At 53.5% G+C, this 12406-nt stretch carries 9 protein-coding genes; 7 read left to right on the forward strand and 2 right to left on the reverse strand.

Annotation, left to right across the window (positions count from 1 at the left end; translation table 11 throughout):
* The first annotated feature begins 45 nt into the window (after window positions 1-45).
* The 4 genes from MED297_RS14010 to MED297_RS14025 all read left to right on the forward strand — a co-directional run bounded on the left by MED297_RS14010 (window position 46) and on the right by MED297_RS14025 (window position 3815).
* Window positions 46-411, forward strand: a complete 366-nt coding sequence (locus MED297_RS14010; protein WP_040557405.1) for a cyclophilin-like fold protein — start codon at window positions 46-48, stop codon at window positions 409-411.
* Between the two features lie 277 nt (window positions 412-688).
* Complete coding sequence (locus tag MED297_RS14015) at window positions 689-1573, forward strand: carbohydrate ABC transporter permease (RefSeq protein ID WP_008046014.1); 885 nt, start codon at window positions 689-691, stop codon at window positions 1571-1573.
* Window positions 1560-2492, forward strand: coding sequence for a carbohydrate ABC transporter permease (locus MED297_RS14020; protein WP_008046016.1), 933 nt, complete (start codon window positions 1560-1562; stop codon window positions 2490-2492). The genes MED297_RS14015 and MED297_RS14020 overlap by 14 nt, the downstream gene beginning before the upstream one ends.
* Window positions 2493-2513: 21 nt before the next feature.
* Complete coding sequence (locus MED297_RS14025) at window positions 2514-3815, forward strand: ABC transporter substrate-binding protein (protein WP_008046017.1); 1302 nt, start codon at window positions 2514-2516, stop codon at window positions 3813-3815.
* Between the two features lie 244 nt (window positions 3816-4059).
* Here MED297_RS14025 and melR read toward each other — a convergent pair whose 3' ends face one another.
* Complete coding sequence (melR, locus tag MED297_RS14030) at window positions 4060-4929, reverse strand: transcriptional regulator MelR (protein WP_008046019.1); 870 nt, start codon at window positions 4927-4929, stop codon at window positions 4060-4062.
* Between the two features lie 250 nt (window positions 4930-5179).
* Between melR and MED297_RS14035 the strand changes: the two genes are divergently transcribed.
* Window positions 5180-7306, forward strand: coding sequence for an alpha-galactosidase (locus MED297_RS14035; protein ID WP_008046020.1), 2127 nt, complete (start codon window positions 5180-5182; stop codon window positions 7304-7306).
* Window positions 7307-7383: 77 nt separating this feature from the next.
* On the opposite strand, the gene MED297_RS22635 is transcribed toward MED297_RS14035, so the two are convergent.
* Window positions 7384-8829, reverse strand: a complete 1446-nt coding sequence (locus MED297_RS22635) for a methyl-accepting chemotaxis protein (protein WP_083779436.1) — start codon at window positions 8827-8829, stop codon at window positions 7384-7386.
* A gap of 187 nt (window positions 8830-9016) precedes the next feature.
* Between MED297_RS22635 and MED297_RS14050 the strand changes: the two genes are divergently transcribed.
* On the forward strand, window positions 9017-10231 hold the full coding sequence (locus tag MED297_RS14050; RefSeq protein WP_008046022.1) for an acetyl-CoA C-acetyltransferase: 1215 nt from the start codon (window positions 9017-9019) through the stop codon (window positions 10229-10231).
* A 2-nt stretch (window positions 10232-10233) separates the two neighbouring features.
* On the forward strand, window positions 10234-12351 hold the full coding sequence (locus MED297_RS14055; RefSeq protein WP_008046023.1) for a 3-hydroxyacyl-CoA dehydrogenase NAD-binding domain-containing protein: 2118 nt from the start codon (window positions 10234-10236) through the stop codon (window positions 12349-12351).
* Window positions 12352-12406: the final 55 nt, after the last annotated feature.

Genomic DNA, 12406 nt, shown 5'->3' on the forward strand with positions numbered 1-12406 from the left:
AGCCTGTTGCTGGCCGCATCGGCGTGGACTCAGGAGACTCTTGTTATGACTCAACCTCAACACCTGCTGCTGCAGTTTGATGGTCAGGAGATCGCAATCGAGCTGGATGAAAGCGCGACGGTCGACAGCCTGTTGGCGGCGTTGCCGTTGACGCTGACTTTCGAAGATTACGCGGGCAAGGAAAAGATCGCGCATCCCGACATTCAGTGGGACACCGCCGATGCCCCGGCCGGGTATGACCCCTCGGTGGGTGACCTGACCGTCTTTGCGCCGTGGGGCAATCTGGCCTTGTTTTATGGTGAACAGAGTTACGCTCGCGGCCTGGTGTATCTCGGGAAGATTGTCCGCGGTGCCGATCAGGTGAGTACACTTGACCAGGTGGCGCAGGTGACGCTGGTGCTTGCGCCTTAACGGCCACTATCGCCTTATTAGCCGCTTAACGGGGAAACGGCCTGTTCAAACCGTTTCCCCGCCTTTCTATCTTTAACAGCTTTATCCTCCCTTATGAATGACCCGTTCGGTCATGCTTCTGATTGAAAACCTTACAAAACGAAAATACCCGCCCGGGAATCGAGAAGACCTGCGTTTGGCTCGAGCCTATATTCGACTTAGTCATCAGAGCGATACCGGGGCAACCCGGAGGTTCTGAAAAACAATAAGAGCGAACCCGTATAAGGGGAAAGTCGATATGTCACAAGTGACGGGAAACATCCGGAGTTCATTGATCGGTTTCGGACTGATCTTTCCGGCATTAGTTGGCTTCAGCCTGTTCTACGCCTGGCCGGCCATTCGCGCCATTGCCATCAGTTTTACCGATTGGAATCTGTTGAGTGAACCGACGTTTGTCGGTTTCGATAACTACATAGAAATGGTTCAGGACGGTCAGTTCTGGAACGGCATGAAACTCTCCGCCTACTACGTACTGTTAAACATTCCGCTGCAGGTGGTACTCGGTTTGTTTCTGGCGGTGGCGATGGATCGACTGACCCGATCGTTGTTTGTGAAGGCCACAGTGCTGCTGCCGTACTTGTTGTCGAATGTTCTGGTGGCCATGGTGTGGCTTTGGATGCTCGATCCGATTCTCGGCATCGTCAACTTCTTTCTTGATGCCATCGGCATCGGTCGCCAATCGTTTCTGGGCGATCCGGAACAGGCACTGATCTCGGTGGCGGCCATTAACATCTGGCGGCACATGGGCTTGTGCGCCATGTTGTTTTTGGCCGGACTGCAAACCATTCCACGCTATCTCTATGAAGCGGCCTCGTTAGAAGGCGCATCCGAATGGAAAATGTTCCGCATGATTACGCTGCCACTACTGCGCCCGGTGATGGTGTTTGTACTGGTCACCAGTGTCACCGGTTCGTTCCAGATTTTTGACACCATTGCGGTCACGACCATGGGCGGCCCCATGGATTCCACACGCGTCATTGTTTACTACATCATTCAGAACGCCTTCAGTTTTTACAAGATGGGGTACGCCTCGGCGATGTCCATGACCCTGGCGTTGGTCATGCTGATTTACACCCTGTTCCAGATGAAAATTATGAGGGCTTCCGAAAGTGACCTTGCTTAATCCAACCCAAACTCAGTCAGCGTTGAAAAAACGTTTCAACGTTAAACGCATCAGCCTGTCTCGATTGCTGGCCTGGATCATTCTGATTGTCATGCTGACCATCACGGTGTTCCCTCTGCTGTTCATGACGAAAACGTCGTTTGTACCAGCGGAAGATCTCTACACCTCGGCCAATCAGCTTGTACCTGATAACCCGACGCTGGTGCATTACAAAAAAGTTTTTGGCCTGCTGGATACCGATGAATCTATCGCCGCGGGTGGTTCCGGTGCCAACATTAATTTCGGGCTGTCGCTGGTGAACTCGCTGATCTTCACGATCTCGATTGTCATCGTACAAACCTTTAACAGTGCCATGGCGGCTTATGCCTTCGCCCGGGTTCCGTTTTATGGCAGTCGGGTTCTCTTCGGTGCCTTTGTCGCCTCCATGATGATTCCGGGTGTCGTTACGCTCATTCCCAACTTTGTCATGGTTCGTGACCTTGGTTTGCTGAACACGCACTTGGGTATGGTGGCGCCGTTTCTGTTAATGCATGGCTTCGCCGTGTTCTTTATGCGCCAGTTTTTTATCTCTATGCCAAAAGATCTGGAAGAGGCGGCACAGCTCGATGGTCTGAACCCGCTGATGATCTTTTTCAAGATCGCCTTGCCGTTGAGTATTGGTCCGCTGTTAACGGTGGCCACGCTCACCATGATTAACATGTGGAATGAGTTTCTCTGGCCATTTCTGGTGACCACGGAAGACAGCATGAAAACGCTGCCGGTCGCGTTGCAATCATTTAAATCACAGGCTCCCCAGGGCCAGCCCGATTGGGGTGGTCTGATGGCGGCAACCGTTGTCGCTACCCTGCCAACCTTAGGCATGCTTTTAGCCTTTGGTGGGCGCATCGTCGAATCTGTCCAGTTTACGGGCGGAAAATAACAACAATTGAGGATACACCCGATGATTACTCGTACTTTAGCACTCGCATCACTGGCCGCCGGACTCGGCGTTATGGCTCAGGCTACTGAAATCCGTTACGTCTTGTGGGATTCCAATCAGCTGCCGGCCTATCAACAATGTGCCGCGGATTTCACGGCCGCCAACCCGGACATAACCGTTAAGATTACTCAGTCCGGTTGGGACGATTACTGGACCGCGTTGTCGACCGGATTTGTTTCCGGCACCGCGCCCGATGTGTTTACCAATCACCTGGCAAAATATCCGGAGTTTGCCAAGAACAATCAGCTTGTAGATTTGTCTGATTGGGTGGCCCGCGATGGCGTTGATACGAGTTTATATTCCGGTGGCCTGTATGACATCTGGGGACGTGACGCCGCGCAGTTCGGTCTGCCGAAAGATTGGGACACCATTGCCATGATCGTCAACATGGACATGGCCGAAGCCGCCGGCATTACTTTGGAAGAGCTGAACAACATGAGCTGGAATCCACAAGATGGTGGCAGCTTTGAACAGATCGTCCGCAAACTGACCATTGACGAAAATGGCAATAACGCACTGTCTGCCGATTTCGATGCTGACAATGTTGCGGTCTACGGTTATCAGAACCCCGGCTCCGGCGGCATGATGGGCCAAACCGAATGGGGCCATTTTGCCGTCTCTAATGGCTTTACTTATCAGCCTGAACCTTGGGATGGCGAGTTCAATTACGACAGTCCGAAGCTGGCTGAAACGCTGGAGTACCTGGCTCGCATGCCGGAAGAAGGTTTGTCTGCCAGCTTCCAGGACACCCGTTCATTGGGCTCGGATTCCATGTTTGTCGCCGGCAAAGCGGCCATCGTTCCAAACGGCTCGTGGATGATCAATTACTTCGACAACAATGTGAAAGGCAATTATCAGTGGATTCCGTTACCGATTGGCCCAACCGGACAGCGCGCGACCATGTTTAACGGGCTGGCCGATTCCATCTGGACCGGTTCGAAGCACAAAGAAGAAGCCTGGCAGTGGGTGAAGTACCTGGGCTCTGCAGACTGTCAGAGTGTTGTGGCTGAAAAAGGCGTGGTCTTCCCGGCCATCGACGGGATGGCTGAAAAAACCACCCAAGCGCATCAGGCACGAGGCATCGACTCAAGTGCTTTCCTGACCATGGCGAACGCCAACACGTTCCTCGCTCCGATTGCCGACAACGGTGCCCGCATTAATGAAGCGATGGAAAACGCTGTTCAAACCATCTTGCTGGGCAAAGACGACGCTCAGGATGCTCTCGATAAAGCGAACAAGAAGATCCTTCGCTATAACCGTTAAACCAACGGGTTGGTTCATCAAAATAGCCCTCAAATGAGGGCTATTTGTTTGTTGATAAACCCCGCCGATAAAAAGGTAGCTCTCAAATGGAACGCTGCAAGTATCGTCCTGATACGCTCGACGAAAACCTCCGTGTTTTCGACGTCCATTTGCGAGCTACCTTTTCATCGTCTTGAGCTCGGTAGTAACTTTGTCATTAGTCTGAAAGCCCTCAACTGAGGGCTTTTCGCGTTGGTGAACTCACTCAGCGATACCGGTTACGAAATTCTTTCGGCGTGCATTGCTCATATTGGCGGAACACAATGTAAAAGCGGTTGTTGCTGTTAAAACCGACGGTCAGTGCAATGTCCATGATCGAGCGTTCGGTATCGCGCAGCAGATCCTTGGCGGTCATCAGCCGCATGCGATTAATGTATTGTTTCATTGGAATTCCGATCAGGTTTTTGAACATCTGCATTGCGTACTTTGGATGCAGATGGACATGCTCTGCCACATCGGTGACGGCGATCGGTTGTTTGTAATTGCTCGCAATGAACTCGAGCATGGCCTGAATTTTCTGTGACTGAGAGGTGCGTTTTTCTTTAACGGAGTCATCACTGTCAATGACCGGTTCGACCAGTTGTTCAAGACCGTAGGCACTGGCTCGTTTCAGCATCAACTGCAGTTCATCATTGACCACCGCTTTCAGGGCATCGTCGTTACGATTAAATTCGTCAACTAAGCGGCGCATTTGGTCGATGGGCATCGGATACTCGACCCGGCTGTGCAGTACCGCCTGCGAAACAATGTCGCGATAGAGTCGCTGCAACTGGCTCCAGGCAATGATGGTTTGCATGGGAATGTAGGCAATGAACATTTCACGACACTTTCCCGGATTGGTGAGCTGATGAGGTATGGCCGCCCAGAATAACCCGAGGTGGCGTTCCGGTAATCGGAAGAACTTTCCGTTGATGTCATATTCGACACCGTCGCCATAAGGAATGTTGACCTCAATGTGGCTGTGCCAGTGTGCCTGAGCCATACACTCCGGTTCGCGCTCTTCAACATAGATGTTGTCCTGCACAAACAGCGGATTAACCGGATCATTGGGTTGGTAGACTTTTTCTTCCTGCATATCTGTACCCGAATCTCACAGAATGAATCTCGGCGTTTGAGTTACGCCTGGCCGGACCCTGACGGCCGCCAGAACCCAACCATAACAAACAGAAACGCTCCGGTATCGGTAATCTTACTTTTCGAAGATACCGAAACGTTTTCCGAGAGGACGATCACGCCGATACCCCTTAGATTAGCAGCAAGATTTTCATTGTGTGAGCGAAACGCTGTGACTGCACAGGTTCGACTCAATCGTTTTGGAGTATGTTATGTCCGACTGGCTTCACCTCACGTCTGAACACTGCAGTGCCGTTTTGTGCAGCGAACGCGGTGGTATACCCAAACTCGTCTATTGGGGCGCTCGGTTGTCTGCGGACAGTGACCTGTCTTCCCTTGATCTATTGAACGGGTTACCGCACCCGGCCGGGTATCTGGATGCAATTCCAACCCTCAGTCTGGTGCCGGAAATCGGCCACGGCTTCCATGGCGAGGCCGGGCTGTTGGGCCACAGTCAGCGCCAGCGTTGGGGCGGTCAGATGACGTTGACGAGTATGCAGAAAACCGCCAAAGGCGAAGCGGAAATTGTCTGTCGTGACCCGATTGCACAGTTGTCCCTGACCCTGTCGGTTTGCCTGGATCCGGTGTCGGATGTTCTGACTTTGCAGGCTGAACTGAAGAACGAAGGCGAACAGGCCTTTCAGTTGGATCATCTCGGATTATCCGTTCCCATGCCGGTGCGTGCTGCCGAGCTGATGACGTTTCATGGTCGCTGGATCCAGGAGTTTGTGACCAAACGACAGCGGTGGCCGGAGTCTAAGGTTGTGCGTGAGAGCCGACGCGGTAAAACCGCTCACGACTCGTTCCCGGCCCTGATTGCCGGCGAGTCCGGCTTCAGTGACACTCAGGGGGAAGTCTGGGGGCTGCACCTGGCCTGGAGTGGAAACCACCGGTTAGTCGCGGAACAGCTTTTCGACGGTGATCGGCACATTCAGCTCGCGGAGTGGCTGTATCCGGGTGAAATCGAGTTAGCGCCCGGTGATTCGTATCAGACGCCGACAATCGTCGGAAGCTGGTCCCAGAATGGATTGAATGCCTTGTCGCAGCGTTTTCACCGGTATTTGCGTCAACAGGTTCTTGACCCGAGCGTCGCGGAAGTGCCGCGTCCGGTGCATCTGAATACCTGGGAAGGGATTTATTTTGATCATACGCCTGAGCATCTGTTGCGCATGGTCGATCAGGCCGCCGACATGGGCGTTGAACGCTTTATTCTGGATGACGGCTGGTTTGGTGCCCGTGACGATGATCATGCCGGTCTTGGCGACTGGACGGTGAACATGCAGAAACATCCGGGCGGATTGCATTATCTGATCGATGCCGTCAAAGCGCGCGGTATGGAGTTTGGTTTGTGGTTTGAACCGGAAATGGTCAACCCGGACTCTGATTTGTATCGCGCGCATCCGGATTGGGTGCTTCAGGTGGAAGACTATGAACAGCTGTTGGGTCGTTACCAGTACGTGCTGGATTTATCCCGACCGGAAGTCTCTGAGTATCTGTGGAATTCCATCGATGCCATTCTGACTGAGTACGATATTCGCTATATCAAATGGGACATGAACCGCGATTTGGTGCAGCCGGGCAGCGGTGGCGTTGCCAGTGTGCATCGTCAAACGCAGGCGCTGTATCAGTTGATGGCTCGCATCCGTGAAGCGCACCCTCATGTCGAAATTGAAAACTGTTCATCCGGCGGCGGCCGTATCGATTACGGGCTGATGCAGCACACGCAACGGATCTGGTTGTCGGACTGCATCGACGCGCTGGAACGACAGCGTATGCAATACGGCGCTTCGCTGTTTTTCCCACCCGAAGTACTGGGATCACATTTAAGCAAAACGCCGGCATCCACAACCAACCGAGTCCTCAATTTGGGGTTTCGGGGCATCACGGCGTTGTTCGCGCATTTCGGTATCGAACTGGATTCGAGCACCTTAACGGCATTGGAACGCGAGGAGGTTCTGGCGCTGGTCAATCTCTACAAAGATAAGCGGGCTTTGATTCATCATGGCGACTTTTATCGGTTGCCGACGGGTGTGGACAGCGTGCAAGCCTATGGCACCGTTGCGGAAAACGGTGAGGAAGCCTTGTTTGCCGTTGCCACGTTGAGCTTGCCTGAAACCATGCGTTTACCGCCACTGCGTTTGCTGGGGCTGGATGCCAAGACGACCTACCGGCTCGAGTTCTGGATTCCGGAAGGGACCGCGGCCCATTGCACAGAAAAATCGCCATTGCAGATTGAAGGGGCGGGGGAGTTTACCGGCGAGCTTTTGATGCAGCTGGGTGTTCAGTTACCGATTATGCATCCGCAATCGGCCATGCTGATCAGTCTTACAACCGTTTAACCAGGGTCATGCGCGCCGACTGCACCGTGCGCGTGTTTTCAGGGGGCTTTGAGCCCCCTTTTTTTATGCGAAGTGCCTTAGCTTTGCCGCACCAGCTTTTGCATCGCTTCCGACAGTTGCTGAACTTTTTCAGCCTGTTCGGTCAACAGGCGCTGGCTGTGTGATAGCTGTTCGGCCGCTTGCGACTGCTGCGTGCTGATGTCGGCCAGTTCGGTCGACGATTGCGCCATCTCACGAACGTCTTCTGTTTGCTTGGTGATTTCTTCAGCAACGCTGGTGATCGATTGGTTGATGCCGTTAACGGAGGTGACGACCTGTTGCAGTTTTTCGCGCGCTTCGTTGACGACCGCTACGCCGGCATCCACACCCTGAACCGAACGCGCCAGCAGCTCGCGGATCTCATCTGCTGAGGCTGTTGAGCGTTGGGATAACCCGCGTACTTCATCGGCGACCACCGCAAAGCCGCGACCGGCTTCACCGGCGCGGGCCGCCTCGATGGCTGCGTTTAACGCCAACAGATTGGTCTGTTCAGCAATGCCGGTAATCATCGATGTTGCGGTTTCAATGGCCTGGTTGTTGGCCTTAATTTGGTCGATGGACTCGACGACCTTTTCCATGGTGACGCTGCTGGCATCGGACAGACTGGACGCCGTACTGGCTTCACTGGAAATCTTTTCAACCAGCTGACTGCCGTCGCTTAATGAATCGGACACTTCTTTCAGTCGTTCGTTAAAAAACGCCGACGAGGCTTCGAGTTCGGATGAACGCTCGTTAATCTGACTGCTGTTGAGGGCGACATCGGACTGGACCTGACGTAACTCACCGGAAGTGTTGACCAAGATTTCAACCGTTTCCTGGGTCTGTTCTATCAGGGTTTTCAGGGTTGCCGATCCGGCTTCCAGGTCCTGTGCAACGGCCTGGGCTTCGTTGGTGGCCTGCTCGGCGGAGGCCATAGCGCGTATGCGCAATACCTGGCCGTAAAACTGAGTGATGGTGACGATGACCAGAGGCAACAGGAAACCGGATATTTTATCGACCCGTAACGCATCCGCTGGCAGTTCCACGTTTGGAATGGTGATCGAGGACGAAAATTCTCCGACGAGGAAGTACACCAGTGCGGCGAGAACCACCAATGCCCAAACGGCGTTGGACCGACGATTACCGACCAGGAACACCATGACAATGTTCACCATGGTCCAGAGAATGTGATGTGAGGCAATGCCGCCGGTTTGCAGAATCATGTTCAGGGAATGGCCGTATACACCGAAGAAAAACAATTGCATGACTGCCGTGACCGGCGCACCCAAACGCAACAGAACGGCACTGCTGATCGACGTGATGCCAACCAGAATGGCGGTCCAGACCAGCGGTTGAACCTCCAGTCCACGCCATTTGAAAAAGCTGTAAACAAAAATCAGGATGCCGAAGAAGGTATAGAACAACAGGATGTTCAAGCGCTCTTCCTGAGCAGGCTCAACGGCCGATGGTGTGAAAAAACGCATGTAAAGGCTAATGGGATTCATAAGTATCGAGGTTGGTCATTTCTTTTGTAATACAGACATTATAGGCATTTTGTCGGGGAACTTTAGCATTTGTTGAAGTAAAGTCGGATAACGATCTCTCAGGTCAAATAGGTCGATCAGAATTGTCATTGAGTGTTCCCCAGCACCTGCTATCGTCGCTGAGACAATAAAAATAAGAGGGAAGCTGATGAACGACGCGCTCATTTTCGATGCCATTCGCACACCGCGCGGTAAAGGCAAACCGGGTGGTGCTCTGCATGAGGTCAAGCCCATAAAACTGGTTGCAGACCTGATGAACACCTTGACGGAACGAAACCCACTGGACACCGCCGCCATTGATGATGTGGTTCTTGGTTGCGTTTCTGCTATCGGCGACCAGGGTGGCGACGTTGCGAAAATTGCCAGTTTGTACGCCGGTTGGGACACCAACATTGCCGGGGTAACCTTAAATCGGTTTTGTGCCTCCGGTGCCGAAGCCGTCAACTTGGCGGCCATGAAGGTTCGTTCGGGTTGGGAAACATTGGTGGTCGCCGGTGGATTCGAATCGATGTCCCGTGTACCCATTCTCAGTGACGGCGGCCCTTGGGCGCTGGACCCGGAAACCAACGCAAAGACCGGTTTTCTGCCGCAGGGCATTGGTGCCGATCTGATCGCTACTTTAGGCGGTTACGATCGTGATCGTTTGGATCAATTTGCCAGTGAGTCGCACCGACGCGCAGAAGCGGCCTGGCAACGAGGGGCTTTTCAGCGCTCGGTGGTACCGGTGGTCGATGACAATGGCCATTTCATTTTAAACAAAGATGAACTGGTGCGCGGAGATACCACGCCGGAAACGTTGTCCGCGTTGAAACCTTCTTTTCAGGGCATGGGCGAGATGGCCTTCGATGTGGTGGCTCGTAACAAATATCCGCAGGTTGAACAGATTCAGCATCGGCATCATGCCGGTAACTCATCCGGATTGGCCGACGGTGCCGCCTTGCTTCTGGTCGGTAATGAAGCGCAAACGAAACGATTCAATTTAACGCCCCGGGCACGCGTCGTCAGCACGGCATTGGTCGGGACGGACCCAACCATCATGTTGACCGGTCCGATGCCGGCTGCGGAAAAAGCGCTCAAGGTTGCCGGTCTGACCAAGCAGGACATCGACCTTTGGGAAATCAACGAAGCCTTTGCATCGGTAACGCTGCGATTCATGGAGGACTTTGAGCTCGACCCAGCCACCGTGAACGTGAACGGTGGGGCCATTGCCATGGGGCATCCGCTTGGTGCAACGGGGGCCATGTTGATTGGTACGTTGATGGATGAACTGGTCGTGCAGAATAAACGCTATGGCCTGGTTGCTATGTGTGTGGGTGGTGGCATGGGTATCGCCACCATCATTGAAAATCTGGAACGGGGGTGAGTATGGAACACATCAGAATTGAACAGGATCACCATGGCATTGCCCACCTCATTCTCGATCGGCACGAAGGTTCAGCGAACCTGATGGACCCGGCGTTTACTGAAGCGTTTGTTCAGGCGGTTGATCAGTTGGAAACACTGGAATCCTTAACCGGTGTCTTGGTTGAGTCGACCAAAACGACATTTTTTGCCGGTGGTGATCTGACCTTGTTGTCACAGGTTACCGAAGCCAACGCGCAGGATGTCGAAGCCTTGCTGGACTCCCTGAAGGCAAGTTTCATCCGGCTTGAACGACTGGGCAAGCCGGTCGTCGCATGTTTGGAAGGCAGTGCTTTAGGCGGTGGATTTGAACTGGCCTTGGCCTGTCATCATCGGATTGCATTGAATCATCCAAAGGTAAAAATCGGTCTGCCGGAAGTGAATCTGGGCTTGCTCCCCGGTGCGGGTGGCATCAGCCGGGTGACGCGGTTGCTTGGGCTGGAAAAGGCCATTCCATTTTTAACAGAGGGGCGAACCCATTCTGTCGCCTCGGCGCATGCGCAAGGGCTCATCCATGAGCTGGCAGACAGTGCCGAAGCTCTGAAAGCGCAAGCCATCGATTGGATAAAAGCCAACCCGTCACCACGGGCACCCTGGGATGAGAAAGGCTTTAAGTTACCCGGCGGAAAGCCGAACTCACCGAAAATCGCCCAGATGTTGTCCATTGCCCCGGCGATGATCCTTAAGAAAACCCAGGGCTGTTATCCGGCCGCGAACGCGATTCTTTCGGCGGCGGTTGAAGGCGCGACGCTGTCGATTGAAGCGGCGGGCCGAATCGAAACCCGGTACTTCATGCCTCTGGCGTTAGGCCCGGTTTCGAAGAGCCTGATCGGCACGATGTTCTTCGGCAAAAACGCGATTGAAAGTGCCGCCCGTAAACAGCTGGACGGCAACCGTCAGTTTAACCGCATTGGTGTGGTGGGTGCCGGGATGATGGGTGCCGGCATTGCCTGGGCTTGTGCATCCAAAGGTTTGCCGGTGGTGCTGGTCGATACCGAACAATCCCGTGCCGAGCAGGGCAAAGGCTATTCAGAACGGTTGGTTGCCAAACGGTTTGAGCGGGGCCGGCTCAGCGCCGAAGAAGGGACGGCTTTGTTGAATCGGATCACCCCGACAGAGTCCATGAGCGAACTGGCTGAATGCGATCTGGTGATTGAAGCGGTCTTTGAAGATCGTGCATTGAAAGCGGATGTTTATCAGCTCATTCAGTCTGTGGTCAGTCCCGAAACCATCATTGCGTCCAATACGTCCACATTGCCCATCAGTTCGCTGGCGGGCATGGTGGATCGTCCTGATCAGTTTATCGGTCTGCATTTCTTTTCGCCGGTCGACAAAATGCCGCTATTGGAAATTATTCGTGGTGAGCAAACATCTAAGTCGACGGTTAATGCAGCGTTGGCCTTCAGTCATCAGATCACTAAAACGCCGATTGTGGTGAACGACGGTCGGGGCTTTTACACCTCACGTGTGTTTAAACAGTTCACCTACGAAGGCATGGCGATGTTGGCCGAAGGTGTTCCGGCGGCTGCCATTGAAAACGCCGCATGGCTGGCCGGCTACCCGGTCGGGCCGCTTGCCGTCAGTGATGAAGTGACGCTGACGTTGATGGACCGAATCCGCACCCAAACCCGAAAAGACCTGGAAACCGAAGGTAAGACTTATCAACCGCACCCGGGCGATGCGGTGATTGATCGCATGCTCGAATTGAATCGTGTCAGTAAAGCCGGCGGTGCCGGTTTTTATGAGTATCCGGCATCGGACAAAAAGACGCTTTGGCCAGGACTCGTTGAGCACTTTGGTGGACAGCAGGCGGTGGATGTCACGGTGTTAAAAGAGCGTTTTCTGTTTGCGCAAACGATCGAATCCTTACAAGCCATGAAAGAAGGCGTCGTAACCTCGGCCAATGAAGCCAATATCGGCTCCATTCTTGGCTTGGGTTTTCCGGCCTGGACCGGTGGTGCTTTGAACTACGTCAAACATTGGGGGCGCAGCGGTTTTATGCAGCGAGCGGAGGTGCTTGAAGCGCAATACGGTACGCGATTCTCCGTTCGGGGATTGGAATCCATTTTAAAACGGTTATAGCCAACCTGAAGGCAATTTTGCTAAGTCCGAAAAAAGACGCAACCCGACAATAATA

It is taken from the genome of Reinekea blandensis MED297 (assembly GCF_000153185.1).
Taxonomy (GTDB): Bacteria; Pseudomonadota; Gammaproteobacteria; order Pseudomonadales; family Natronospirillaceae; genus Reinekea; species Reinekea blandensis.

What these genes read in the sequence shown, in the direction of transcription:
- MED297_RS14035 (WP_008046020.1), top strand. Translation starts at nt 5,180, where the DNA reads ATGTCCGACTGGCTTCACCTCACGTCTGAACACTGCAGTGCCGTTTTG.
- MED297_RS14015 (WP_008046014.1), top strand. Translation starts at nt 689, where the DNA reads ATGTCACAAGTGACGGGAAACATCCGGAGTTCATTGATCGGTTTCGGA.
- MED297_RS14055 (WP_008046023.1), top strand. Translation starts at nt 10,234, where the DNA reads ATGGAACACATCAGAATTGAACAGGATCACCATGGCATTGCCCACCTC.
- melR (WP_008046019.1), bottom strand. Translation starts at nt 4,929, where the DNA reads ATGCAGGAAGAAAAAGTCTACCAACCCAATGATCCGGTTAATCCGCTG.
- MED297_RS14010 (WP_040557405.1), top strand. Translation starts at nt 46, where the DNA reads ATGACTCAACCTCAACACCTGCTGCTGCAGTTTGATGGTCAGGAGATC.
- MED297_RS22635 (WP_083779436.1), bottom strand. Translation starts at nt 8,829, where the DNA reads ATGAATCCCATTAGCCTTTACATGCGTTTTTTCACACCATCGGCCGTT.
- MED297_RS14025 (WP_008046017.1), top strand. Translation starts at nt 2,514, where the DNA reads ATGATTACTCGTACTTTAGCACTCGCATCACTGGCCGCCGGACTCGGC.
- MED297_RS14050 (WP_008046022.1), top strand. Translation starts at nt 9,017, where the DNA reads ATGAACGACGCGCTCATTTTCGATGCCATTCGCACACCGCGCGGTAAA.